The 25,035-nt window shown below is 71.9% G+C and carries 21 protein-coding genes, 4 tRNA genes and 1 other RNA gene; 12 read left to right on the forward strand and 14 right to left on the reverse strand.

The genetic code is table 11. The features are described from left to right. Nucleotides 1-39: 39 nt before the first annotated feature. Nucleotides 40-1,566 (reverse strand): amidophosphoribosyltransferase, encoded by a 1,527-nt coding sequence (gene purF, locus ACZ68P_RS07695; RefSeq protein WP_471003973.1) that lies wholly within the window; start codon nt 1,564-1,566, stop codon nt 40-42. A 309-nt stretch (nt 1,567-1,875) separates the two neighbouring features. On the opposite strand from purF, the gene ACZ68P_RS07700 reads away from it, so the two are divergent. Both ACZ68P_RS07700 and ACZ68P_RS07705 read left to right on the forward strand, forming a co-directional pair. Continuing rightward, complete coding sequence (locus ACZ68P_RS07700) at nt 1,876-1,968, forward strand: putative leader peptide (RefSeq protein WP_365713563.1); 93 nt, start codon at nt 1,876-1,878, stop codon at nt 1,966-1,968. A gap of 352 nt (nt 1,969-2,320) precedes the next feature. After that, nucleotides 2,321-3,733, forward strand: a complete 1,413-nt coding sequence (locus ACZ68P_RS07705; RefSeq protein WP_471003974.1) for a sulfatase family protein — start codon at nt 2,321-2,323, stop codon at nt 3,731-3,733. Between the two features lie 54 nt (nt 3,734-3,787). Here ACZ68P_RS07705 and ACZ68P_RS07710 read toward each other — a convergent pair whose 3' ends face one another. Both ACZ68P_RS07710 and ACZ68P_RS07715 read right to left on the reverse strand, forming a co-directional pair. Continuing rightward, nucleotides 3,788-4,615 carry an META domain-containing protein gene (locus ACZ68P_RS07710; protein ID WP_471003976.1) on the reverse strand — a complete coding sequence of 276 codons (828 nt, stop codon included), beginning with the start codon at nt 4,613-4,615 and terminating at the stop codon, nt 3,788-3,790. Between the two features lie 168 nt (nt 4,616-4,783). Then, on the reverse strand, nt 4,784-5,572 hold the full coding sequence (locus ACZ68P_RS07715) for a maleylpyruvate isomerase family mycothiol-dependent enzyme (protein ID WP_471003978.1): 789 nt from the start codon (nt 5,570-5,572) through the stop codon (nt 4,784-4,786). A gap of 75 nt (nt 5,573-5,647) precedes the next feature. Between ACZ68P_RS07715 and ACZ68P_RS07720 the strand changes: the two genes are divergently transcribed. Beyond that, nucleotides 5,648-6,052: a nuclear transport factor 2 family protein gene (locus tag ACZ68P_RS07720; protein ID WP_471003980.1), complete on the forward strand. Its 405-nt coding sequence runs from the start codon at nt 5,648-5,650 to the stop codon at nt 6,050-6,052. 108 nt (nt 6,053-6,160) lie between these two features. Here the strand turns inward: ACZ68P_RS07720 and purL are convergent, their stop codons facing one another. The 3 genes from purL to purS are packed head-to-tail and all read right to left on the reverse strand — an operon-like array spanning nt 6,161 to nt 9,353. After that, a complete protein-coding gene (gene purL, locus ACZ68P_RS07725; RefSeq protein ID WP_471003982.1) occupies nt 6,161-8,410 on the reverse strand; it encodes a phosphoribosylformylglycinamidine synthase subunit PurL in 2,250 nt (749 codons plus the stop codon). Continuing rightward, nucleotides 8,407-9,087: a phosphoribosylformylglycinamidine synthase subunit PurQ gene (gene purQ, locus ACZ68P_RS07730; RefSeq protein WP_471003984.1), complete on the reverse strand. Its 681-nt coding sequence runs from the start codon at nt 9,085-9,087 to the stop codon at nt 8,407-8,409. The genes purL and purQ overlap by 4 nt, the downstream gene beginning before the upstream one ends. Further along, complete coding sequence (gene purS, locus ACZ68P_RS07735; RefSeq protein ID WP_365713549.1) at nt 9,084-9,353, reverse strand: phosphoribosylformylglycinamidine synthase subunit PurS; 270 nt, start codon at nt 9,351-9,353, stop codon at nt 9,084-9,086. Before purS ends, purQ begins: the two co-directional genes overlap by 4 nt. A gap of 322 nt (nt 9,354-9,675) precedes the next feature. On the opposite strand from purS, the gene ACZ68P_RS07740 reads away from it, so the two are divergent. From ACZ68P_RS07740 to ACZ68P_RS07775, 8 genes are all read left to right on the forward strand, one after another. Then, nucleotides 9,676-10,017 (forward strand): histone-like nucleoid-structuring protein Lsr2, encoded by a 342-nt coding sequence (locus tag ACZ68P_RS07740; protein WP_471003986.1) that lies wholly within the window; start codon nt 9,676-9,678, stop codon nt 10,015-10,017. Between the two features lie 112 nt (nt 10,018-10,129). Then, nucleotides 10,130-10,201, forward strand: a tRNA-Gly gene (locus ACZ68P_RS07745). 116 nt (nt 10,202-10,317) lie between these two features. Continuing rightward, nucleotides 10,318-10,393, forward strand: a tRNA-Gly gene (locus tag ACZ68P_RS07750). Between the two features lie 280 nt (nt 10,394-10,673). Continuing rightward, nucleotides 10,674-11,624: an ABC transporter ATP-binding protein gene (locus tag ACZ68P_RS07755; RefSeq protein WP_471003988.1), complete on the forward strand. Its 951-nt coding sequence runs from the start codon at nt 10,674-10,676 to the stop codon at nt 11,622-11,624. Beyond that, the gene (locus ACZ68P_RS07760; RefSeq protein ID WP_471003990.1) at nt 11,621-12,382 is read left to right on the forward strand and encodes an ABC transporter permease; all 762 of its coding nucleotides are present in this window, start codon (nt 11,621-11,623) and stop codon (nt 12,380-12,382) included. Before ACZ68P_RS07755 ends, ACZ68P_RS07760 begins: the two co-directional genes overlap by 4 nt. Before the next feature lie 39 nt (nt 12,383-12,421). Continuing rightward, complete coding sequence (locus tag ACZ68P_RS07765) at nt 12,422-13,807, forward strand: sensor histidine kinase (protein WP_471003992.1); 1,386 nt, start codon at nt 12,422-12,424, stop codon at nt 13,805-13,807. Next, the gene (locus ACZ68P_RS07770) at nt 13,804-14,412 is read left to right on the forward strand and encodes a response regulator (RefSeq protein WP_471003994.1); all 609 of its coding nucleotides are present in this window, start codon (nt 13,804-13,806) and stop codon (nt 14,410-14,412) included. The genes ACZ68P_RS07765 and ACZ68P_RS07770 overlap by 4 nt, the downstream gene beginning before the upstream one ends. A 22-nt stretch (nt 14,413-14,434) precedes the next feature. Next, nucleotides 14,435-14,510, forward strand: a tRNA-Gly gene (locus ACZ68P_RS07775). Between the two features lie 63 nt (nt 14,511-14,573). On the opposite strand, the gene ACZ68P_RS07780 is transcribed toward ACZ68P_RS07775, so the two are convergent. The 6 genes from ACZ68P_RS07780 to ffs form a co-directional block, all read right to left on the reverse strand. After that, nucleotides 14,574-15,485: a phosphoribosylaminoimidazolesuccinocarboxamide synthase gene (locus ACZ68P_RS07780; protein ID WP_471003996.1), complete on the reverse strand. Its 912-nt coding sequence runs from the start codon at nt 15,483-15,485 to the stop codon at nt 14,574-14,576. Nucleotides 15,486-15,582: 97 nt separating this feature from the next. After that, the gene (locus tag ACZ68P_RS07785) at nt 15,583-17,043 is read right to left on the reverse strand and encodes a N,N-dimethylformamidase beta subunit family domain-containing protein (RefSeq protein WP_471003998.1); all 1,461 of its coding nucleotides are present in this window, start codon (nt 17,041-17,043) and stop codon (nt 15,583-15,585) included. Nucleotides 17,044-17,356: 313 nt separating this feature from the next. Beyond that, nucleotides 17,357-19,219 (reverse strand): M48 family metalloprotease, encoded by a 1,863-nt coding sequence (locus ACZ68P_RS07790; RefSeq protein WP_471004000.1) that lies wholly within the window; start codon nt 19,217-19,219, stop codon nt 17,357-17,359. 243 nt (nt 19,220-19,462) lie between these two features. Next, on the reverse strand, nt 19,463-20,713 hold the full coding sequence (purD, locus tag ACZ68P_RS07795) for a phosphoribosylamine--glycine ligase (RefSeq protein ID WP_471004002.1): 1,251 nt from the start codon (nt 20,711-20,713) through the stop codon (nt 19,463-19,465). Nucleotides 20,714-20,774: 61 nt separating this feature from the next. Continuing rightward, nucleotides 20,775-22,928, reverse strand: a complete 2,154-nt coding sequence (locus ACZ68P_RS07800) for a DNA polymerase III subunit gamma and tau (RefSeq protein ID WP_471004004.1) — start codon at nt 22,926-22,928, stop codon at nt 20,775-20,777. A 43-nt stretch (nt 22,929-22,971) separates the two neighbouring features. Further along, nucleotides 22,972-23,070: signal recognition particle sRNA small type (gene ffs, locus ACZ68P_RS07805), an RNA gene on the reverse strand. A gap of 128 nt (nt 23,071-23,198) precedes the next feature. Between ffs and ACZ68P_RS07810 the strand changes: the two genes are divergently transcribed. Next, nucleotides 23,199-23,286 (forward strand) — tRNA-Ser (locus ACZ68P_RS07810). Between the two features lie 62 nt (nt 23,287-23,348). Here ACZ68P_RS07810 and ACZ68P_RS07815 read toward each other — a convergent pair. Continuing rightward, nucleotides 23,349-24,629: a tyrosine-type recombinase/integrase gene (locus ACZ68P_RS07815; protein WP_471004006.1), complete on the reverse strand. Its 1,281-nt coding sequence runs from the start codon at nt 24,627-24,629 to the stop codon at nt 23,349-23,351. 10 nt (nt 24,630-24,639) lie between these two features. After that, complete coding sequence (locus tag ACZ68P_RS07820) at nt 24,640-24,861, reverse strand: excisionase family DNA-binding protein (RefSeq protein WP_471004008.1); 222 nt, start codon at nt 24,859-24,861, stop codon at nt 24,640-24,642. Between the last annotated feature and the right edge of the window lie 174 nt (nt 24,862-25,035).

Below are 25,035 nucleotides of genomic sequence, written 5' to 3' on the forward strand. Positions count from 1 at the left end.
AGAGCTTTCGTGTCGTACTGCGGGGGTGTGCAGCGGGCCCTACGGGCGACGCAGCGCGTCGGCGGCCGCGGTGGCGGCGGGGCCGGCGGCCAGTTCGGTCTCCAGGAGCTGCTTGCCGAGCAGCTCCGGGTCCGGAAGCTCCATCGGGTACTCGCCGTCGAAGCAGGCACGGCAGAGATTCGGCTTCTGGATGGTGGTCGCCTCGATCATCCCGTCGAGGGAGATGTACGAGAGGGAGTCCGCGCCGAGCGACGTGCCGATCTCCTCGACCGACATGCCGTTGGCGATCAGCTCCGCACGGGTCGCGAAGTCGATGCCGAAGAAGCACGGCCACTTCACGGGCGGGGAGGAGATCCGGATGTGGACCTCGGCGGCGCCCGCCTCGCGGAGCATCCGGACCAGGGCGCGCTGGGTGTTGCCGCGGACGATCGAGTCGTCGACGACCACGAGCTTCTTCCCCTTGATGACTTCCTTGAGGGGGTTCAGCTTCAGCCGGATGCCCAGCTGGCGGATGGTCTGGGAGGGCTGGATGAAGGTGCGGCCGACGTAGGCGTTCTTCACCAGGCCCGCGCCGAAGGGGATGCCGCTGGCCTCGGCGTAGCCGATCGCGGCGGGAGTGCCGGATTCCGGCGTCGCTATGACGAGATCCGCCTCGACCGGGGCCTCCTTGGCGAGGCGCCGTCCCATCTCCACACGGGAGAGGTAGACGTTCCGTCCGGCGATGTCGGTGTCCGGGCGGGCGAGATAGACGTACTCGAAGACACAGCCCTTGGGCTTCGCTTCCGCGAATCGCGAGGTGCGGATGCCGTTCTCGTCGATCGCGATCATCTCGCCGGGCTCGACCTCGCGGACGTAGCTGGCGCCGCAGATGTCGAGGGCGGCGGACTCGGAGGCGACGACCCAGCCGCGCTCGAGACGGCCGAGGACCAGCGGGCGGATGCCCTGCGGGTCACGGGCCGCGTAGAGCGTGTGCTCGTCCATGTAGACGAGGGAGAAGGCGCCCCGGACCTCGGGAAGGATCTTCGCGGAGGCCTGCTCGATGGTGAGCGGCTTGCCGTCCTCGTCGACCTGGGCGGCGAGGAGCGCCGTGAGCAGGTCGGTGTCGTTGGTCGCCGCCACACGGGTGGTGCGGCCCTCCTGCTTCGGAAGGTCGGCGACCATCTCGGCGAGCTGCGCCGTGTTCACCAGGTTGCCGTTGTGGCCGAGCGCGATGGAGCCCCGGGCGGTCGCCCGGAACGTCGGCTGCGCGTTCTCCCACACGGAGGCACCGGTGGTCGAGTAGCGGGCGTGACCGACCGCGATGTGACCTTGGAGGGAACCGAGAGAGGTCTCGTCGAAGACCTGGGACACCAGGCCCATGTCCTTGAAGACGAGGATCTGGGAGCCGTTGCTTACCGCGATACCCGCGGATTCCTGGCCCCGATGCTGGAGGGCGTAGAGCCCGAAGTACGTGAGCTTTGCGACCTCTTCACCCGGAGCCCAGACACCGAAGACGCCGCAAGCGTCCTGGGGGCCCTTCTCGCCGGGAAGCAGATCGTGATTGAGTCGACCGTCACCACGTGGCACGTCTCCGAGTGTAGGCGAGATCGACCACTGGTCCGAATTGGCGAAATCCGCGGGGTGCGGTATTGGTGCGATCGCACGAGCTGATCCACAGGCTGGTGCGGTACGGGCGCGGACGGGGCCGGGGGCCAAGGGGCAGACGGGTTCGGCCCCCGTGGCGCGTACCGGCCAGCAGGGCCCTACCCGCCGGTAATGCGGATGCCGGAGCGGCCGGGATGTGACGCAGTTCGCAGTGGAGCTGCACCTTCGATGCGTCCCAGGGACCGGGACATCGTTGACAGGTGCACGAGCTCTGGGCCAGGCTCCTGCCCCATGCAGCCCCTGCGTGACCGCTCGGTCACCCTCGTCGCGCGCCGACACGTGGACCTCGTCCGTGTCGCCAGCGCGATCTGTCGCTGCCTCTGAACGACCTCCGCGCCTGAATCCCGCCTTCCGCCCGGTGTACCGACGTACCCCGTGACGCCCGCACGCCGCTCCTGAGTCGGCGCCGGGCCCTGCCCCGGTGTCCGCCGGGCCGGACGGGACGACTCGGCGCCCGCACCCGGCACAGGGCCGCCGGTCCTGGTCCCGCCCGCGCCCCCGCGGCGGGCCGTCTCCGCGCACCGGCACCCCCGCCGCGCCGGCTCCCCACCGTGCCCGCTTATCCGTACCCGCCGGGCTTCACGCAGCCGCCCCCTGCCCCCGGGCCCAGCGCTCCACCCAACCCCACCACCCTGCACACCCGCACCGCGCGCCCGCGCGCCTCCGAGGAGTCTCCATGCCCACTCCCCAGACCCCCTTCTCCCGCCGCGCCTTCGGCGGGGCCGCCGTCGGGGCCGCCACCGCCACCGCGATCGGAGCGGGGGCACCCGTCGCGGCCGCCGCCGGCGGCGAGGAGCGCCCCTTCAGGGCAGCGACCGGGCGGAAGCCCTCCAGACGGCCGAACATCCTCTTCATCCTGGGCGACGACCTCGGCTGGGCCGACCTCTCCTCGTACGGATCACCCCACATCCGCACCCCCCACCTCGACCGCCTCGCCCGCCAGGGCGTCCGCTTCACCGACTCCTACTCCGGATCCGCGACCTGCTCGCCGACCCGCTTCAGCCTCTACACCGGCCGCTACCCCGGCCGTACACGAGGCGGCCTCGCCGAGCCCATCGCCGACCGGTCCGTCGGCCTCGAACCCACCCACCCCACCCTCGCCTCCCGGCTGCGCGAGGCCGGCTACGCCACCGCCCTCATCGGCAAGTGGCACTGCGGCTACCTCCCCGACTACTCCCCCACCCGCTCCGGCTGGGACGAGTTCTTCGGCAACTTCGGCGGTGCCCTGGAGTACTACTCCAAGCTCGGCCTCGGCGGCGAGTACGACCTCTACGAAGGCGACGCCCCGTACAAGGACCTGCGCTACTACACCCGCGTCCTGACCGAGCGCGCCGCCGAGTACGTGACCCGCGACCACGGCGAGCGGCCCTGGCTGCTCAACCTGAACTACACCACCCCCCACTGGCCCTGGATCGCCGACGGCGACGAGGAGGCGAGCGCCGAGATCGTCCGGCGCATCAAGGCGGGCGACCGCAGCGCCCTGTGGCACCAGGACGGCGGCTCGATCGAGAAGTACAGGGAGATGGTCGAGGACCTCGACCGGTCGGTCGGGGAGGTCCTCAAGGCCCTGAAGCGGTCGGGGCAGGAGCGCGACACCCTCGTCTTCTTCGCCAGCGACAACGGCGGCGAGCGCTTCTCCTACAACTGGCCGCTCGCGGGGAACAAGGGCTCCCTCCAGGAGGGCGGCATCCGTGTGCCCTCGGTCCTCCGCTGGCCGGCCCGGATCGATGGCGGCCAGGTCAGCGACCTGCCCGTCTTCACCCCCGACTGGACCGCGACCCTCCTGGAGCTGGGCGGGGCCCGGCCCCACCCTGCCTACCCCCTGGACGGCACGAGCCTCGCCGGGCACCTGCTGAGGGGCGAGGAGATCGGCGAGCGCGACCTCTTCTGGCGGGTGCGGGGCGAGCGGGCCCTGCGCCGCGGCGAGTGGAAGTACTACCGCGGCAAGAACGGCCGCGACCAGCTCTTCCACCTCACCGAGGACGCCCGCGAACAGGCCGACCGGGCGCCGTACGAGAAGGAACTCCTCGCCGACCTCCGTGCCGCCTGGGAACGGACGGACGCCGGCCTGCTCCCGTACCAGGAGTAGAAGCCTCGGCCCGGGGCTCGGCGGACCTACGGCCGAGCGGGCGGCGCGGCGGGACTAGGACTTCGCGGGGGCGGCGGGCTTCGCCGTCGCCGCGAAGCCCTTGCCGTCGGCGGTGGTGAGGGTGAGCCCGCGGTGGCGCAGCTCGTACGTCGCCGAGCCGCCGAACACCTCGTACAGCTCGGTCTCCAGCTTCATCTGCGGGCCCGTGCACATCATGCGGGTGGTCGTGACGTCCCCGAACGTGACCGTCTTGCCGGAGATCTTCGCGGTCGTGGTGAACCGGTTGCAGCCCAGGCTGCCCCGGACCTTGCCGTCCTTGTCGATCACGAAGTGCGCCTTGCCCTCGGAGCCCTTGGGAACGGAGGACGCGGTGTCGCCGGCGAGGAGGGAGTCGACGGTCCAGGTCGTGCCGTTGAGGGCGGCGGGCGGCTCGGAGGTCAGCGTGAGGACGGTCCCGCCGTCCGACGAGCTGAGGGTGAGCCGGTCGCCGTCGAGCTTGGCCTTCAGCGGGCCGGCGAACGCCTTCTGGAGTCCTGCCTCGAAGGCTCCCCGCTCACCGGGACAGGCCATCTCGGTGCCCACGCCCTGCTTGACGGTGACCTTGTCGCCCTCGACCGCCACCTCGGCTCCGAAGCCGTTGCACCCGCTGTTCCCCTTGGCCTGGCCGTCCTTGGCGATCTCGACGTGGGCGCCGGCGGGGGCGCGGGTCTCCTTGCCCGCCACCGTCATGGAGTCGAAGGCCCAGTGGACGCCGGTGACCGGGACGTCGGGGGCGACCGTGCCGGCGCCGGGGTCCGAACCGGACTTCTCGGTGCCGCACGCCGAGAGCACGACGAGCGAGGCCAGAACGGCAGTGGCTGCGGTGGTACGTGTCTTCAGCATGGAGATGTGACGGACGGGCGGTAGGAACGGTTCCGCCCAGCGCGCCGCGCTGGGCCGTCCGGGTCTCCCCGGCGAGGAAGCGGGCGGGCCGGGCAGGCCGGCTCCCGGCAGCCACAGCCCCGGGCCGGCCGGTCCCCCACCTCCGCCGTCCGGCCGGCCCCGGCCCGTTCAGCCCAGGATCGGCAGCAGACCGGACAGGTCCGCCCGTTCGCCGCTCGCGGCGACCTTCCCCTCGTCCCGGGCCCGCGCCCAGGTCGTACGGCCGGTGGCCAGACGGATCCAGGTGAGCGGGTCCGTCTCCACCACGTTGGGCGGGGTGCCCCGGGTGTGCCGGGGGCCCTCCACGCACTGGACGACCGCGTGGGGCGGGACGCGCACCTCGACCGCGCCGCCCGGCGCCTTCACCGCCAGCGCGTCGGCGAGCAGACGCACGCAGGCGGCGAGCGCCTGCCGGTCGAACGGGACGGCGAGCCCGGTCGCCGCGTTCAGGTCGTCGGTGTGCACGACGAGTTCGAGGGCCCGGGTGACCAGGAAGTCCGCCAGCCGCATCGCCCCGAACCGCGTCGGGACGAGCCGCTCGTCGTCGGCCCCGGCGATCCGCTCCTCGTACAGCGCCTGTGTCCGCTCGTACAGCCCGGAAAGGTCGGCGGTGTCGACCGCCCGGGTGTCCTCGTCGATCCGCGCGGCGGCCGTCACCGTGACCGACGGCCAGTCGAGCAGGGCGAGTTCCCGCTTGGCCGGCTCAGGCTCGCCGAGGTACCGGGAGACGGAGCCGAGCACCATCGTGAGGTGGGCGGCCAGGTCGCGTACGGTCCACTCCCCCAGCCGGGTCGGCCCGTCGAGCCGCTCGGGCGGCAGCGCCGTCACCGCCTCGCGTACGTTCCGGAACTGCGCGAGCACGGCGGCCCGGGTCCTGGCGGAGTCGTAGCTGCGGGTGCGCTTTCTGGCCGGTGGCATGGGAGCGAGCCTAGTCGGAGACTTGGGAGGGAGGGCTTCCAGCACACCTACGCGTACGAGAGGGGTCGAACAGCCATGGCTGAACACCCTGACAGCGCCCTGGTCCGCCGGGGTTTCGAGGCGTGGTCCCGAGGAGACATGGAGACCGTCGGTTCGCTGATGACGTCGGACTGTACGCACCACTCGCCGGGCGAGAGCCAGATCTCCGGGCACTTCAAGGGCCGGGACAACGTCCTCGACATGTACCGGAAGATGTTCGAACTCACCGGCGGCAAGATGCGGGTGGAGGTGGACTGCGTCTCCGTCGACGGCCGCGGCCACGCCGTCGCGGCGAACAAGTTCTACGCCGAGCGCGGCGACCGGGGCATCGAGCTGAAGGGCGCGCTGATCTTCACCATCGTCGGCGGGAAGATCAGCGACATCGACGAGTGCGTCGAGGACATCGACGAGTCCGACGCCTTCTGGGGCCAGGCCGGATAGGTCGGTACGTCGGTACGTCGGTACGTCCGCCGGTACGCGACGGGAAAGCCCCCGCCCGGGACCCGAGGGTCCGGACGGGGGCTCCCGTGTCACGGGACTCGGGCGCCGCTAGGCGAGCAGGCCCGGGATCGTCGCCTCGTGCGCCGTGCGCAGCGCGCCCAGCGCGATGCTGAACTCGCCCTGCACGTCGATCTCGTCACCGTCCACGACACCGATCCGGGTGGCGGGCAGGCCCCGCGCGCCGCACATGTCGGTGAAGCGGAGCTCCTCGCTGCGCGGGACGGCGACGACCGCACGGCCCGCCGACTCGCTGAAGAGGAAGGTGAAGGCGTCCAGGCCGTCCGGGACGACCAGGCGCGCGCCGGTGCCGCCGCGCAGGCAGGACTCGACGACCGCCTGGACCAGTCCGCCGTCGGACAGGTCGTGCGCCGCGTCGATCATGCCGTCGCGGGAGGCGGAGATCAGGATCTCGCCGAGCAGCTTCTCCCGGTCGAGGTCCACGGCCGGGGGCAGACCGCCGAGGTGCTGGTGGACGACCTCGGACCAGGCCGAGCCGCCGAACTCCTCGCGCGTGTCGCCGAGCAGGTAGAGGAGCTGGCCCTCTTCCGCGAAGGCGATCGGCGTGCGGCGGTTGACGTCGTCGATCACACCGAGCACGGCCACGACCGGCGTCGGGTGGATGGCGATGTCACCGGTCTGGTTGTACAGCGAGACGTTGCCGCCGGTCACCGGGGTGCCCAGCTGCAGACAGCCGTCCGCGAGACCGCGGGTGGCCTCGGCGAACTGCCACATCACGGCCGGGTCCTCGGGCGAACCGAAGTTCAGGCAGTCCGAGATCGCCAGCGGCTTGGCGCCGGAGGCGGCGACGTTGCGGTACGCCTCCGCCAGCGCGAGCTGCGCGCCCGTGTACGGGTCGAGCTTGGCGTAGCGGCCGTTGCCGTCGGTCGCCATGGCGACACCGAGGTTGGTCTCGGCGTCGATCCGGACCATGCCCGCGTCCTCGGGCTGCGCCAGGACGGTGTTGCCCTGCACGAACCGGTCGTACTGGTCCGTGATCCACGACTTCGACGCCTGGTTCGGGGAGGAGACCAGCTTCAGGACCTGGTCCTTCAGCTCCTCACCGGTCTGCGGCCGGGGCAGCTTGCCCGCGTCGTCGGCCTGGAGCTCGTCCTGCCACTCCGGGCGCGCGTACGGCCGGTGGTAGGTCGGGCCCTCGTGGGCGACGGAGCGCGGCGGCACGTCGACGATCTGCTCGCCGTGCCAGAAGATCTCCAGGCGCTCGCCCTCGGTCACCTCACCGATGACGGTGGCGATGACGTCCCACTTCTCGCAGATCTCCAGGAAGCGGTCGACGTGCTCGGGCTCGACGATCGCGCACATGCGCTCCTGCGACTCGCTCATGAGGATCTCCTCGGGCGAGAGGGTCGCGTCGCGCAGGTGGACCCGGTCCAGCTCGACCCGCATGCCGCCGGAGCCGGCGCTCGCGAGTTCGCTGGTCGCGCAGGAGAGTCCGGCGCCACCCAGGTCCTGGATGCCGGCGACCAGCTTCTCCTTGAAGATCTCCAGGGTGCACTCGATGAGGAGCTTCTCCTGGAAGGGGTCGCCGACCTGGACGGCGGGGCGCTTCGTCGGCTTGGTGTCGTCGAAGGTCTCCGACGCGAGGACCGAGACACCGCCGATGCCGTCGCCGCCGGTACGGGCGCCGTAGAGGATCACCTTGTTGCCGGGGCCGGAAGCCTTGGCGAGGTGGATGTCCTCGTGCTTCATCACACCGATGCAGCCGGCGTTGACCAGTGGGTTGCCCTGGTAGCACGCGTCGAAGACGACCTCGCCGCCGATGTTCGGCAGTCCCAGGCAGTTGCCGTAGCCGCCGATGCCCGCGACGACCCCGGGGAGCACGCGCTTGGTGTCGGGGTGGTCGGCCGCACCGAAGCGCAGCGGGTCGACGACCGCGACCGGGCGGGCGCCCATGGCCAGGATGTCGCGGACGATGCCGCCGACGCCGGTGGCCGCGCCCTGGTAGGGCTCGATGTACGACGGGTGGTTGTGCGACTCGACCTTGAAGGTGACCGCATACCCCTGGCCGACGTCGACGACGCCCGCGTTCTCGCCGATGCCGACGAGCATGGCGTCGTTCTCGGGGGTCTTCTCGCCGAACTGCTTCAGGTGGACCTTGCTGCTCTTGTACGAGCAGTGCTCGGACCACATGACGGAGTACATGGCGAGCTCGGCACCGGTGGGACGGCGGCCGAGGATCTCGCGGATGCGCGCGTACTCGTCCTCCTTGAGGCCGAGCTCCTTCCACGGCTGCTCGCTGTCGGGCGTCTCGCCCGCGTGCTTGACGGTGTCGAGAGTCATGCGTTGACCAGCTTCTTCAAGATCGAGGTGAAGAATCCGAGGCCGTCGGTACGACCCGTACCCATCAGCGGCTCGACGGCGTGCTCGGGGTGCGGCATGAGGCCGACCACGTTGCCGGCGGCGTTCGTGACGCCCGCGATGTCACGGAGCGAGCCGTTGGGGTTCACGTCCAGGTAGCGGAAGGCGACCCGCCCCTCGGCCTCCAGCTCGTCGAGCACCCGTTCGTCGGCGACGTACCGGCCGTCCATGTTCTTGAGCGGGACCTGGATCTCCTGGCCCTGCTCGTAGTCCGCGGTCCAGGCGGTGTCCGCGTTCTCCACCCGCAGCCTCTGGTCGCGGCAGATGAAGTGCAGGTGGTTGTTGCGCAGCATCGCGCCCGGCAGCAGATGGGCCTCGGTGAGGATCTGGAAGCCGTTGCAGATACCGAGGACGGGCATGCCCGCCTTCGCCTGCTCGATGATCGTCTCCATGACCGGCGAGAAGCGGGAGATGGCTCCGGCCCGCAGGTAGTCGCCGTAGGAGAAGCCGCCGGCCAGGACCACGGCGTCGACCTGCTTGAGGTCCTTGTCGCGGTGCCAGAGCGAGACGGGCTCGGCGCCCGCCAGACGGGCGGCCCGCAGCGCGTCCTGGTCGTCGAGCGTTCCGGGGAACGTGACGACGCCGATGCGTGTGGTCACGACGTGACCTCGGCGGAGACCTCGGACTCGACCTTGACGACGAAGTCCTCGATCACGGTGTTGGCAAGGAAGGTTTCGGCCATCTCATGGATGCGGGCGAGGGCGGCGTCATCGACCGGCCCCTCCACCTCCAGCTCGAAGCGCTTCCCCTGGCGGACGTCGGCGATCCCGGCGAACCCGAGGCGGGGCAGTGCACGCTGCACCGCCTGTCCCTGCGGGTCGAGGATCTCCGGCTTGAGCATGACGTCGACTACGACGCGTGCCACTGGCACTCCCGGTGGTGTGTTGCGTGGGCGGTTCCCTCAGCGTACCTGCCTCCAAATTCTACGCGGGTAGAAAACTGGAGGACCCTACAAACGCCACAAAGACCTGCACCAAAAATTCAAGAGAAATATCGCCCCGCCCATTGCGCCGGGACACGCTGATGCAATTGCCTGGGCTTCACAATACGAGGCCCGGCGCTGTACAAAGGAATACAGAGGAAAGCAGCATTGCACCGGGGTAGCCGTTAAGTCGGTATCACCGCACGTCAGAGACGCCTCAGAGCCCTCTGACACCGCGGCGGACCGCAGGAAAGGACCGATATCCGTGGCTCAGCGAGTAGTGGTCACTCTCTCCGACGACATCGACGGCGGAGAAGCGGCGGAAACGGTTGCGTTCGGCCTGGACGGGAAGACGTACGAGATCGACCTGAATCCCGCCAATGCAAAGAAACTGCGCAAGGCGCTGGCTCCCTACCTCGCCGCGGGCCGGAAGCGGCCGGGGCGGGCGGCCGGCACGGGCACGGCGACCGTCACTTCGTACAAGCACACCGCGCTCGAGCCCGACCCGGCGGCGGTCCGCGCCTGGGCCCAGTCCAACAAGATGGACGTGCCCGCCCGCGGCCGGATTCCGAAGCGGGTCTACGAAGCCTTCCGCGAGGCCAGTTGAGCCGCCCCACTGACGCGCCGTCGGCCACCGAGTTGCACGGCACCCCCGCTGATCGGCTAGAGTCTGGAGCACGCCGAGGGGCGAGGCCGCAGGGCCGGACCTCACGCAGCGTGCGGGTGTAGTTCAGTAGTAGAACATCCCCCTTCCAGGGGGAAGGCGCAGTGTGCAATTCCTGTCACCCGCTCTGCATCGCTTGACCGATCACCTCGTTGGTCGTCGACCTGAAACGGGTCGAGAGCCGCGAGATGGATCAGGTAGAGTAGTGCTCGCACCGCCCGGTGAAAGCCGAGCGGCAGCAATGCGGACGTGGCTCAGTTGGTAGAGCATCACCTTGCCAAGGTGAGGGTCGCGAGTTCGAATCTCGTCGTCCGCTCCATACGAAGAAGCCCCCGGTCGAACCGACCGGGGGCTTCTTCGTGTTCCGGTGCCGGAGAGGCCGAGGGGCCGATCGGATGCGGAGGCCCGGTCAAGGGCGGGGGCCGACGGGGCCGGGAGCCGATCGAAGGCGGAGACCCGGTCAGGGGCAGGGCGGCGATCGGGTCCGGCGGCCCGGTCGGTGGCAGGGGTTACCCCGGTGCGGCGTCCCTGACATTTGTCATGGACGCCGGTGACACCCCGCACTGCCGACCGCCCCCGTCCGGCGGAAGGCTGGAGCCATGACCCACGTGATCGAGGCCGAGGACCTCCGCCGGACCTACTCCGGCGGCTTCGACGCCGTCAACGGCATCTCCTTCGCCGTCCACCAGGGCGAGGTCTTCGCCCTGCTCGGGACCAACGGAGCCGGCAAGACCTCCACCGTCGAGCTGCTGGAAGGACTCGCCGCACCCAGCGGCGGCACCGTCCGCGTCCTCGGCCACGACCCGTACCGCGAACGGACCGCCGTCCGCCCCCGGATCGGCGTCATGCTCCAGGAAGGCGGCTTCCCGTCCGACCTGACCGTGGCCGAAACCGTACGCATGTGGGCGGGCTGCACCACCGGCGCCCGGCCCACCGGCGAAGCCCTCGACATGGTCGGCCTCGGCGCCCGGGACCGGGTGCGGATCAAACAGCTCTCCGGCGGTGAACGGCGCCGCCTCGACCTGGCGCTCGCCCTCCTCGGCCGGCCCGAGGTCCTCTTCCTCGACGAGCCGACCACCGGCCTCGACGCCGAAGGCCGGCGCGACACCTGGCAGCTGGTGCGGGAGCTGCGGGACGGCGGTACGACCGTGGTCCTGACCACGCACTACCTCGAAGAGGCCGAGACCCTGGCCGACCGGCTCGCGATCATGCACCAGGGCCGGATCGTCCTCTCCGGCACCCCCGCCGAGGTCACCGCCGCCCGCCCCTCCCGCATCCGGTTCACCCTCCCCGAAGGCGTCCCGGCCGCGCGGCTGCCCCTCGGACTGCGGGCAGCCGCCGACGGCCGCCGGGTGGAGATCCGTACGCACGAACTCCAGGACGCGCTCACCGAGCTGCTGGCCTGGGCCCACGACGCCGACGTACGCCTGGAGGCGCTCGACGCCCGTTCCGCCTCGCTGGAGGAGGCGTTCCTGGAGATCGCCTCCGGCCACGCCGCCCCCGACACGACGACCGCCACGCACGCGACCGACCTGGAAGGTGCCCGATGACCGCCTCCGTCACCCGGCTCACCGCCCTCGGGCGCGCCGAACTCACCCTCCTCGGGCGGAACAAGAACAACCTCTTCATCGCCCTGCTGATGCCGCTGCTGATGATCTTCGTGCTGCGGTCGTCGGTCACGCAGCTGGGCGACGACCTGCCCATGGGCGTCGCCGGAGCCACCCTCGTCGGCGGTACCGGCCTCGTCCTGATGCTCGTCGTCTACATGGGCCTGGTCTCCGCCTACGTCGCCCGGCGCGAGGAACTGGTCCTCAAGCGGCTGCGCACCGGCGAGGCGAGCGACCGGGAGATCCTCGCCGGCGCCGCGCTCCCCTCCACCGCCATCGCGCTGGCCCAGTGCGCCGTGCTGACGGTCGGCGGGGTCGCCGTCCTCGACGTGGCGGCGCCCGAGCGGCCCGACCTGCTGCTCGTCGGGCTCCTCGCAGGCGTCGGGCTGCTCGCCGGACTGGCCGCCGCCACCACGGCCATCACCCGCAACGTCGAGAGCGCAGGCCTCACCACCCTGCCCTTCTTCCTCGTCTCGGCGATGGGCTCGGGGCTGATGGTCCCGCGCGAGGTCCTGCCCGACACGGTCGCCGACGTCTGCGCGCTGCTGCCGCTGAGCGGCGTCATGGAGTTCGTCCGCGCCGGCTGGTTCGGCGGCGTCGGCGCCGGGGACCTGTTGACCGCCGCCCTCACCACGCTGGCCTGGGGCGCCGTCACCGTGTTTGCTGTCCAGCGGTGGTTCCGCTGGGAACCGCGACGCTAGGAACGATCGCGAACGACGCGAGGAACGGGGGTCGGCCGGGTGTCCAGGCTGACGGGGTGGTGGGTCGGCCGCAGCAGCGCGGCCAAGGTCGAGCTCTACACACGGTGGACCTTCCACTTCTTCGCGCTGCTGGAGATCGCCGCCATCGGCGGCGTGCCGCTCGCGCAGAAGGAACGCAGCCCCCTCGGTCTGCCCCTGGCACTCGCCCTCGGGCTGCTGGTCTGCGTGCACGCCGTCCTGACCGCCGTGCTCAGCTCCCGGGCGCTCGACTGGATCGCGGGCCGGCGCGAGCGGCCCGTCCGGCTGGCGACGGCGGTCGTGGCCCTCACCGCGGCCGGTGCGCTGACGGCGATCGTGCTGCGCGCCACGGGTGTCCTCGCGGACGGATCGGTCGCCGCGAGCATCGTCACCGGGACGATCACCTTCAGCCTGGGCGCCCTGGTCCTGTGCATGGACCGGGTCCGGCACATGCTGTACGTGGCACCGCTCGCCGCGCTCACCACCGGCGCCGTGGTCGCCGTGACGGGCATCGGGCCGGCGGAGGCCGCCGGCTACGCGGTCGGCATCCTGTTCAGCGGCGGGGGGCTCGTGGCCGCCTGCGGATTCTCCGGCTGGCTGATGAAGGTGGTCTGGGAACTGGAGCGGTCCAGGGAGCTGAAGGCCCGGCTCGCCGTCGCCGAGGAGCGGCTCCGCTTCGGCCGCGACCTCCACGACGTCATGGGCCGCAACCTCTCGGTGATCGCGCTGAAGAGCGAACTCGCCGTCCAGCTCGCCCGCCGCGAACGCCCCGAGGCCGTCGACCAGATGATCGAGGTGCAGCGCATCGCCCGGGAGTCCCAGCGCGAGGTCCGCGATGTCGTGCGCGGCTACCGGGAGGCCGATCTGCGGGTCGAGCTGGAGGGCGCGCGCGGAGTGCTGAACGCCGCCGGGATCACCTGCGCGGTGGACTCGGTGGAGCTGGAGCTGCCGGCCGAGGTGCGGTCGGCACTCGGCTGGGTGGTCCGGGAGACCACGACGAACGTCCTGCGGCACGGCGACCCGTCGCGCTGCACGATCACCCTGCGGGGAGAGGAGGGTTCGGTGCTGCTCACCGTCGAGAACGACGGCGTGAAGGACGGTGTCGACGGTGGCGTGGACGGGGCGCGGGAGGTGCCGGGGCCACGGGTCGGCGGCTCCGGGCTCGCCGGGCTGCGGGAACGGCTCTCGGCGGTGGCCGGCTCCTTGGAGGCCGGTCCGGCGGGAGGCGGCACGTACCGCGTGCGGGCGCGGGTTCCGCTTCCCGGGGCCGGTCCGGTGTCCGGGACCCATGCTTCGGCGCCCGGGGACGGTTCGCTGTCCGGGGCCGGGGCCGGGGTCGATGGCGGGGCCGGTTCCGATGCCGGTCTCGTATCCGCACGCCCGCGGGCCGAGAGGGAGGCGTCGTGACCGTACGGGTCCTGCTCGCCGACGACGAGCATCTGATCCGGGGCGCGCTCGCCGCCCTGCTCGCCCTGGAGGACGACCTCGTCGTCGTCGCCCAGGCCGCCACCGGCCCCGAGGCCCTGGCGATGGTCCGCGCGCACCGGCCCGATGTCGCGGTCCTCGATCTGGAGATGCCGGGCGCCGACGGTGTGAAGGTCGCCACATCCGTACGGGACGAGGTCCCCGAGTGCCGGACCATGATCGTGACCGGTCACGGCCGCCCCGGGCACCTCAAGCGGGCCCTCGCCGCCGGGGTGCGGGGCTTCGTCCCGAAGACCGTCAGCGCCCAGCGGCTGGCGGAGATCATCCGTACCGTGCACGCCGGAAACCGTTACGTGGACCCGGAGTTGGCGGCCGACGCGATCTCCGCCGGGGACTCCCCGCTGACCGCGCGGGAGGCCGAGGTCCTGGAGCTCGCGGCGGACGGGGCGCCGGTCGCGGAGATCGCCGAGCGGGCCTCGCTCTCGCAGGGAACCGTCCGGAACTACCTCTCCTCGGCCGCCACGAAGCTGGGCGCCGAGAACCGTCATACGGCGGTGCGTCTCGCCCGGGAGAAAGGTTGGGTATAGTTGGCTCCGCGCTACGGCGCATGCGGACGTGGCTCAGTTGGTAGAGCATCACCTTGCCAAGGTGAGGGTCGCGAGTTCGAATCTCGTCGTCCGCTCCATACGAGGAAGCCCCCGGTCGATCCGACCGGGGGCTTCCTCGTGTTCCGGCACCGGCGTGCCGGTCAGTGCCAGGGGGTGCCGGTGAGCAGCTCGTACGCCTCCAGGTACTTCGCCCGGGTCGCGTCGACGATCTCCTGCGGGAGGGCGGGCGGCGGGCGCTCGCTCGTGCGGTCCCAGCCGGAGGCGGCCGAGGTCAGCCAGTCACGGACGAACTGCTTGTCGTACGACGGCTGGGCGCGGCCCGGCTCCCAGCTCGCGGCCGGCCAGAAGCGGGACGAGTCCGGGGTCAGCACCTCGTCGGCGATGACCAGCCGGTCGCCGTGCGGGGTGGACTCGAAGCCGAACTCGAACTTGGTGTCGGCGAGGATGATGCCGCGCTCGCGGGCGATGTCGCGGGCCCGGCTGTAGACGGCGAGGGTCAGCTGCCGCAGATGGGCCGCCGTCTCCGCGCCGACCTGGCGGGCGACCTCCTCGTAGCTCACGTTCTCGTCGTGCTCGCCGACGGCGGCCTTGGTGGCCGGCGTGAAGATGGGGGCGGGCAGCTCGGAGCCGTCGGTCAGCCCCTCGGGCAGGGCGAGGCCGCAGACCGTACGCGACTCCTTGTACTCGACGAGCCCCGACCCGGTCAGATAGCCGCGGGCCACGCACTCGACGGGCACCATCCGCAGCGACTTGCAGACGAGCGTGCGGCCCGCCCAGTCGGCGGGGGCGCCGGCCGGCAGGTCGGTGGACACGACGTGGTGGGCGGCCAGGTCGGACAGCTGATCGAACCACCAGAGCGAGAGCTGGGTCAGGACCCGGCCCTTGTCGGGGATCTCGGTGGGCAGGACCCAGTCGTACGCGGACATACGGTCACTGGCCACCATGACGAGGTCGCCGGCCTCGTTCTGGTAGAGGTCACGCACCTTGCCCGTGTGGAGGTGGGTCAGGCCCGGGACCTGAACAGGCTCGGGCTTTTCTACGAATCCGGACACGGTTCCTCCGCGTAGGTTGATCCAGGAGCGCTTCGATTCTCTCGCATCCTGGCGTGGGGGCGTCGCCCGGCCCCGCCCCCTGCCTGTCGTTCTTCGCTCAGTCCCGCTTGCAGATGCGGTCCAGGAGGTTCGCGGTGGCGCGCTGGATCCGTGGATCGACATGGCCCGGCCGGTCCAGGGCGGGCGACCAGGCGAACGTGCCGGAGGCGAAGACCCAGGCGCCGGACGGGGACCGGTAGAGGGAGGTCTCCTGGTGGCGCAGCGCCCCTTCGCTGTCCTGGTAGGGCGAGTGGGCGAGGAGGATCCGGCCGTCGTGCTCGGGCAGGGCGGTGCGCGGGAAGTAGCGGTCCGCCTCTCCGGCGACCAGGCCCTGGATCTCGTCGCCGTCGCCCGCGCCGGTGGACTCCCAGAGCCAGTGGTCCGCGTTCCGTACGACCAGGGGGTGCGGCTCGGGCACCCTGCCCGCGTACTGGAGGCCGAGCAGCTGCTGCTCCGAGCGGTCGACCTCGCGCCAGAGAGCCGGGCGGCCGGGACCGCGGCGCTTGCGGCAGGTCAGCAGCCGGTCGGGGACGCCCGACGGGGAGGGGCCCAGCTCGACCTGCCAGTACATGGTGTTGGCCGAGAGGAAGACGAGCGACGTGCCCTGGTCGCGGGCGAGTTCGACCGTCTTGCGCATCGGCACGGACCAGTACTCGTCGTGTCCGGGGAAGACCAGGCCGCGGTAGCGGGTGGGGTCGACGCGCCCTGCGTGCAGGTCACGGGTCTCGGCGTACGCGAGGTCGTAGCCGTACCGCTCGGCCCAGCGGATGAAGTCGTAGGCGTGCCCCACGTGCAAAGGCAGGCCGGCCCCCGCGTAGGGGCGGTCGAAGGAGACGGTGACCGCCGCGTCCTCCTCGCCGAGGAGTCGGCCGTGCTCGTCCCACGCGTGGTAGAGGCTGGCGCCCGTCCGGCCGTCCTCGGGGTAGAGGTTGTACGCCTGCCAGGTCACGTCCGGAAGGACGAGGAGAAGGTCGGCGGGGTGGTCGTCGCGGACGGTGAAGGGGATGTGGGAGCGGTAGCCGTCGGCGGTGGTGAGGACGGCGACGTACGCGCCGATCGACCAGAAGGACGGGATCTGGAGGCGCCAGGACTGCCACCAGTGGTGGCAGGAGACGGTCCGGTCGGCGGTGAGCGGGGCCGGCTGGACGATGCCGGCGAGCCGCGGACTGGTGGTGATCTTGGTGGCGCCCTCGCCGGCGTAGTGACCGATGCGGTAGATGTCGACCGAGAACTGCTGCGGCGGGTCCACGGTGATGTGGAAATCGATCGCCTCGCCGGGCGCGACGGCTCCGCTGGACGTGAAGCCCTTGATCTGGCGGTGCACGTCGTCGGCCGTACGCGGGCCGCCGCTGCCGCCGCGGGCGAGGGTCGTGTCGGCGTACCAGGGGACGACATGGCCGGTGTCGTCGAAGTAGTTCTCCGACCCGCGCAGCCAGGGCAGGGGGCCCTGCCCGAACGGGTCCGTGACGGCATGGGCGAGTGCGCCCGATTCCCACCGCCTGATCTGCTCCGCCCCCATGACGCGCCCCTCCCTTGACTCCCCCGTGTCGTGTGCTGTGCCGTGTGCTCGTTCTGTGCCGGCCGCCGCCCAGGCTCTGCCGCGGCGGCTCTGTCATGTGCTGCTGTCAGTGCCGGTCCCCAGCACATCACATAACGCACGCACTCCGTCACCGTTCGTCGCGAATTGACGTGAACGGAAGGCAGGCTTCCGGGTTTGACGGCTCCGGGCTCGCCGTTTCCCGTCCCTGGAGCGGCGGTCGGGGCCCAGGTCCGGTCCCCGCTGTGGTGGCCTACCGCCGAGCGGCCGCCGGGGCCGACCGCCGGGCACGGCGTCACACGAGGCGCACCGGCTTCTCGGGTCGGACACCGGTCTCCATGAGCCACGCGCGCAGGGGCTCCGCGTCACCGTCCTCCACCAGGGAGAGGACCCGGGCGGCCAGGTCCGTGCTGCGGGCCCCGCCCACCAGCAGCGCGGGGCCGTCGAGCCAGTCGAGGCCGGGGGCGGCGCCGGCGGTGTCCACGGCGGCGCAGCAGACCATCGCCGTCACGTGGTCGGCGAGCAGGTCCCGCCCGGTCCGGGGCGGCTGGAGCGGGAAGAGCGGCAGCTGGTCGTCGGCCTCGCTCCCGCCCAGCGCCGCGGCGTGGGGACCGGGGACGGGCACGGCGGGCTTGGCGGCCTCCTCACGGGCCACATGGGCGCTCAGAGCGGCGGCGAGGGAGTCGGCGGCGGCGTTGACCGGGGAGAGGGCCTCGGGGAGAGGCTCGGGGAAGGCTTCGGGGAGAGCTTCCGGCAGGGCCTCGGGGCGGGCCTCGGCGGGGGCCGCGTCCGGGAGGGCGGGCTCGGGGGCCGCGTCCGCGAGGGCGGGCTCGGCGGGAGCGCCCGTAGGGGCGTCGGGGGCGTCGGGGGCGACCGGGTCGGCCTTTCGCGCCGGCACCGACAGGTGGGACATCACACGGGTCAGAGTCGGCCCGTCGGCGGCCGAGCGGCCGGCGGTCCCCGAGGGCCGTACGCCCAGCTCGTCGAGCACCTGGTGGAGGCGGGCCGCGTCCGCGCGCCACTTACGGTCCACGACCTCCTCCGGATACTGGCTCCACTCCACCGGTGACCAGTCGGGGCCGGGCTCGGCCGGGCCGCCGTGGAAGAGCCGGGCGGCGAGCAGCGAGGCCGCCTCGTCCACCGCGCCGGGCTCCTCCAGCAGGTCGCAGGCGGGGCGCTCACCGAGCCGGGTGGTGAAGCCCTCCGCGAGCCGGTCACGGCGGGAGAGCTCGGTCAGGGCCGCGACCACACCGACGTCGAGGCTCGTCGGCCAGCGGCCCATCCGCCAGGCGGGCAGCGCCACCCGGGTCAGCAGCCGGTCCCAGCCGGCGTAGGCGAGACCGACCTGCTCCTGGGCGACGATCCGGACGCCGTAGTCGACCTCCTGGGCGCGCTCGGAGCCCGCCGCGGCGACGCCCCGTTCCATCTCTGCGGCGTGCCCGCGGCAGCTGCGCAACAGCACCCGGGCGACGCGCCCGACCCCATGGGCGCCGAGCCGTCGGAACGGGTCGAGCCCCGGGGTACGGGGCGAGGCGACGGCGGCGTCCAGTCCCTGCACGAAGCGGCGGGCGGCGGCTATGTCCGGCTGCGCGGCCGGAGCCGTACCGGCGACGACGGGGGCGAGGACCGCGCGCAGCTCGCCGACGCGCATCCACCACAGGAAGGGGGAGCCGATGACGAGGACGGGCGCGTCGGAGGAGCGCCGCAGCCCGGCCGTGCGGTCGTGCGCCGGATGCGTACGGTCCTCCAGCCAGCTGTCGCAGTCCGGCGTCAGGGCTATCGCGGAGGGGGCGGGGACCCCGAGCCGGTCGGCGAGGTCCCGGACCATCCGGTAGAGATCGGGGGCCGCGGTCTCCGCGAGCTCGACGGTCGGGGTGACGGCCGGCCGGGCTCGGGCGACGACCAGGGCGACGGCCGCCGCGGCGAGGAGGACGACGAGCGCGAGGACGGTCACCATCCAGCGGGCGGTGTCCCAGCCGGGGCCTATGAAGTGGCCGGTGATGCCTCCGGCGTACAGGACCACGGCCGCGGCGGCGGGGAGCAGCGCGACGGCGAGGGCCCTGCCGCGGACACGGAGCACGGCGAGGGCCCGGGAGCGCGCGGCGCGCGCACCCATCTCCTCGCCGACAACGGAACCGGTACCGGACACGCCGTACATCACCCCCTCCTGCCCACGTCGGGACTGCCTGTGGCGGTGTTGCTCACTCCCCCACTGTGGCACCCGGCACTGACATCGCAATGCCGGTGGGCCAAGTGCCGGAACGCCTTCGCCGCACCCTAGTTGGGGCTGTGGCGGGCGTCATCCGGATGGCCCAGTCGTCACTCGATGGAATGGCTTTGGGTAAAGGTGATGACGGTTCGGCGTGCTGAGGGGTTCACTTCCCCCCAGCACGCGCGGGGGTCACTCCCCGGCGGCCTTGCGCGCGATGTCCGTCCGGTGCTGGGAACCGTCCAGACGGATCCGGCCGACCGCCGCGTACGCCCGTTCGCGCGCCTGCGCGAGGTCCTTGCCGGTCGCGGTGACCGACAGGACGCGGCCGCCGGCGCTCACGATCGCGTCGCCGTCCCGCTTCGTGCCGGCGTGCAGCACGTACGCGTGCGGCGCGTCCTGCGCCGCGATCTCGTCGAGGCCCTCGATCGGGTCGCCCGTCCGCGGGGTGCCGGGGTAGTTGTGCGAGGCGACGACCACGGTCACGGCGGCGTCGTCGCGCCAGGTGAGCGGCGGCTGGCTGTCGAGGGTGCCGTTGGCGGCGTTCAGCAGGACGCCCGCCAGCGGGGTCTTGAGCCGGGCGAGGACGACCTGGGTCTCCGGGTCGCCGAAGCGGGCGTTGAACTCGATGACCCGTACGCCACGGCCGGTGATCGCCAGCCCCGCGTACAGCAGGCCCTGGAACGGCGTCCCCCGGCGGCGCAGTTCGTCCACCGTGGGCTGCAGGACGGTGGCCATGACCTCGTCCACCAGCTTGCGGTCGGCCCACGGCAGCGGGGAGTACGCACCCATGCCGCCGGTGTTCGGGCCCTCGTCGCCGTCGAGCGCGCGCTTGAAGTCCTGCGCGGGGGTGAGCGGGAGGACGGTGAAGCCGTCGGTGATCGCGAAGAGGGAGACCTCGGGGCCGTCCAGGAACTCCTCGATGACCACGCGGCCGCAGGCGAGCGCGTGCGCGCGGGCCTCCTCGAGGTCGTCGGTGACGACGACGCCCTTTCCGGCGGCGAGACCGTCGTCCTTGACGACGTACGGAGCTCCGAAGGCGTCCAGCGCCTCGTCGATCTCCTCGGGGGTGGTGCAGACGTAGCTGCGGGCGGTCGGGACGTTGGCCCCGGCCATCACGTCCTTGGCGAACGCCTTGGAGCCCTCCAGCTGAGCCGCTTCCTCGGACGGGCCGAAGCAGGGGATGCCGGCGGCGCGGACGGCGTCGGCGACACCGGCGACGAGCGGTGCCTCCGGGCCGACGACGACCAGCTCCGCCTGGAGGTCGGTGGCCAGCCGTGCGACGGCTGCGCCGTCCAGCTGGTCGACGGGGTGCAGCTCGGCGACCTCCGCGATTCCGGCGTTGCCGGGCGCGCAGTGCAGAGCGGTGACGACGGGATCGAGGGAGAGAGAGCGGCACAGGGCGTGTTCGCGGGCGCCGCCGCCGATGACGAGGACCTTCACACCGGTCAGGGTAGCCCGCGGGGCGGGATGCCCCTTGTGCGGGCCACCGAGCGAGACGCTCCTACTCGTTCGTGTATTCCTCCAGGACCGTGGCCCCGAGCTCGCGCACGATCAGGTCGTGGCCGGAGAGCGCGGAGTCGACGAGATCCGGATCGTCCTCCTCCGGGACGTCGTCCTCGGGTGCGACGGGCTGCGGCGCGGGCGGCGCCTGCCGTGCCGGCGGGGAAGCGGACGCGGCTCCCCCGGGGGCCGACCGGCCCTGCGGCGCGGGAGCCGAGGCGTGCTGCGGGGGCGCCGAGGGCGGCGCGTACTGCTGCTGCGGGGGCTGCTGCTGGTACGGCTGGGGTGCGGACGAGGGGGGTGCGGAGGCGGGGCGTCCGCCGCCGAAGTTGGTCGCGGCGGGCGGGGGCGCGACCCCGCCCGAGGGGTCGATGATCGCCTCGATCTTCCACTGGACGTTGAACTGCTCGGCCAGCGCCTGCTTGAGGACCTCCTCGCTGCCGCTGCTCGCGAAGTTGTCGCGGGCTCCGGCGTTGAGGAAGCCGAGCTGGAGGGTGGTGCCGTCGAAACCGGCGACCTGGGCGTTCTGGCTGAGCAGGATCCAGGTGAAGCGGCGGCGGTTCTTGACGCCCTCCAGGATCGACGGCCACATGTTCCGCACCTGGGCGGCGCCCTGGGCCATCTCCCCGGAGGGGGCGGCCGGCGCGGGCGCGGAGGCCTGGGGCGTGGAGCCGGGCGCCTGCGGTGCGGCGGCGGGCGAGGACGCGGAGGGCGCCGGGGAGGAGGCCCCGGGCCAGGCACCGGGAGCCCCGGCCCCGGGCCTGGCGGCCCCCGGCCAGGCACCCGGCCGGGGCGCCTCGGCGGCAGGCGCGGGAGCAGGTGCGGGCTGAACGGGGGCGGGAGCGGGCTGCACGGGGGCGGGGGCCTGGGGAGCCGGGGCCTGGTGAGGGGCCGGGGCGGGTGCTTCCGGAACCGGCGCGTGGAGGTCGGGAGCGGGGGCGTACCCCATGGCCGGAGCGGGCGAGCTGGTCGTGAAGACGGCCCCGGGCGCGGCGGCGGCACCCCGCTCCAGCCGGTCGAGCCGGGCCTGGAGCGACCGCTCGTCGTCGAAGGCGGCGGGCAGCAGCACGCGCGCGCAGATCAGTTCCAGCTGGAGCCGGGGCGAGGTCGCACCGCGCATCTCGGTCAACCCGGTGTTGACCAGGTCGGCGGCCCTGCTCAGCTCGGCGGCACCGAAGACGGACGCCTGGGCCTGCATGCGCTCGACGACGTCGACGGGGGCGTCGATGAGCCCCTTGTCGGCAGCGTCGGGCACGGCGGCCAGGATCACCAGATCGCGCAGCCGCTCCAGCAGGTCGGCCACGAAACGGCGGGGATCGTTCCCCCCCTCCACGACCCGGTCCACGACCTCGAACGCGGCGGCGCCGTCCCCGGCCGCGAACGCGTCGACCACGGAGTCGAGCAGCGACCCGTCCGTATAGCCGAGAAGCGAAGTCGCCATGGCGTATGTCACACCGTCGTCCGCGGCGCCGGCCAGCAGCTGGTCCATCACGGACATCGAGTCACGCACGGACCCGGCACCGGCCCGCACGACGAGCGGCAGGACCCCGTCCTCGACCGGGATGCCCTCGTGTCCGCAGACCTCGCCGAGATACTCCCGCAGGGTGCCGGGCGGCACGAGCCGGAAGGGGTAGTGGTGCGTCCGCGACCGGATGGTCCCGATGACCTTCTCCGGCTCGGTGGTCGCGAAGATGAACTTGAGGTGCTCCGGCGGCTCCTCGACCACCTTCAGCAGGGCGTTGAAGCCCGCCGAGGTGACCATGTGCGCCTCGTCGATGATGTAGATCTTGTACCGGCTCGACGCCGGCCCGAAGAACGCCTTTTCCCGCAGGTCACGGGCGTCGTCCACACCACCGTGGGAAGCCGCGTCGATCTCGATGACATCGATCGACCCGGGGCCGTTCCGCGCCAGGTCACGGCAGGACTGGCACTCCCCGCACGGGGTGGGCGTGGGCCCCTGCTCACAGTTCAGACAGCGCGCGAGGATCCGCGCGCTGGTCGTCTTTCCACAGCCGCGGGGCCCGCTGAACAGGTACGCGTGATTGACCCGGTTGTTCCGCAGGGCCTGCTGCAACGGGTCGGTGACATGCTCCTGCCCGATGACCTCGGCGAACGACTCGGGGCGATAACGGCGGTACAGCGCGAGAGACGACACGTATACGAGGTTATAGGCGCCCACCGACAACGCGGGCCGTCGGAACGCAAGCGCCCCTCACGCACCCGCCAGAGCCGACCTACCCTTGCTGCCTTCCGGCCCTGGGGGAGTTCAGTCAGATAGCGCCACGTGAGGGGCTGCGCCCAGGGTACCCGATCCCGAGCCCCCGCGGCCCCCCGGTCGCCGACGGCCATCCCGCGACACCCTCCGGCGAGAGCTCCTGTGGATCAGGTTCGCGAGCACTCCCCAACGTCTTGTATTGTTTGCCGCGGAGGATTCGCCTAGTGGCCTAGGGCGCACGCTTGGAAAGCGTGTTGGGGGCAACCCCTCACGAGTTCGAATCTCGTATCCTCCGCCAGTGCCTCACCGGGCACGATGTCGAAGGGCCCCACCGTTCGCGGTGGGGCCCTTCTTCGTTCCTCAGACCTCGTTGTCCTGGTCTTTGTCCACAAGCCTAGATTCCGGGGCACCCCAGATCGCTGCGCCGATCTTCCGGGCCACTTCCTTCAGGAGGTGGTCAGGTACGTGGAGGTACCGCGCCCGCATGCGCGCGGCGCCACCTGGCTCCCAGCCCATGATCTGATCGATGACTCGATCCGGGACGCTCAGCAGCATCAGCACCGTGCCGGCCGTGTGCCGGGCATCGTGCAGCCGCCCGTTCCGGACCGCCGCGTCCACCAGAAGCCGCTTCCAGTCGTGGTAGTCGGTGTTCGGGCTCAGGGGGCCGCCCAGGGCTTTGGTGAACACGTACTCCGACTCCGTCCACAGGTCCCCTGCGCGCTTGCGTTCGCGGGCCTGTGCCTCCCGGTGGGCGCGAAGCATCGTGACGAGCGGCCCGGGGAGGGGAACGGCCCGGCGGCCCGCCCTGGACTTCGTGTTCTTCGTCTCGCGGCGCGTCTGGAGCCGGTCAGGGCAGTAACCCGCCTTCCGGCCGCAGGGAGCCGACGCGGCGCACCCGTGGGCGTACTTCGGGCGGAGCCTGTTGCGGCGCAGCTTCAGGTACTCGTTGTCCAGGTCGACGTCCTCCCAGCGCAGCCCCAGCGTCTCGCCCTGTCGCAGGCCAAGGGCGAGGGCGAGCATCCAGCGGGCACTGTTGCGGCGCTTGTTGACCTCCAGCAACAGGCGCTGGACCTCCTCCACGGAATAAGGCTCCACCTCGGACTCGTCCTCCTCCATCCGGGGCGGCTTGGCGAGGGCGGCGGCGTTCTTCGCCGTGTGGCCGCGCCGCACGGCCTCCCCCAGGGCGGTGCGGGCCGTCCGATGCGCCTGGTGAGCGGTTCCCGCCTTACTGCCGGCGTTCTGCATCCGCCGGTACAGGCTCTCCAGATGCTCCGGCTCAAGCCGGTCGATCCGGTGCTTCCCGATGCCGGGGATCAGGTGCACGCGTACCGCGACCTCATAGCCGTCGTAGGTGTTCTCGCTCACGACTGGCTTGGCGATGTTCTCGATCCAGTGGGCGAGCCACTTCTCGACGGTCCACGGCTTGCCTGGCTGACGCGCCGAGCCCTCGTCGCGCTGCTTCTCCAGGCGGCGGACCTCGTCCACCAGCTCCTTGCGGGTGGGGCGGGTGAGGTGGCGGCGGTACGGAGCCCCATCGTCCTTGAAGCCCATGGGCACCCGGGCGTGCCAACGCTCGTCCTTGCCGAAGTAGATGGCGGATTCGCCGTTGGCGCGGCGCGTTCGCTTCTTCTGTTCTTCCACGGTGTTCCTCTTAGGCGGCCGGCCGGTGGGCCCGGCGGAGCTTGGCGGCGAACTCGGTGACGGCGTCTGCGGGGACCCGGCGGAGCCGGCCGACGGGCACGGTTTCCAGCTCGCCGGTGCGGATGAGGCGGTAGCAGAGGGTGCGGCCGATCTGGAGGCGGCGAGCGGCCTCCTCGACCCTCAGCAGGACGAGCGTGTTGTCCTCGGGCGTCTTGAGGTCTCGGTCGTTCATCCGGTTCAGTCCTCCGGGCGAGAGTGGGTGCTCGATGGGTTCGGGCGGGCGAATGTGTCCGAGGTGGGGATTTCTGCGTCATCGCGTCATCAGCGTCATCCGGGCCGCTGACCTGGGCTTTCAGGTGACGCAAGGGTTCGCGGCCTGTGTCATCGGTGACACAGGCGTCCGTCA

Source organism: Streptomyces sp. NPDC036822, from assembly GCF_055609145.1.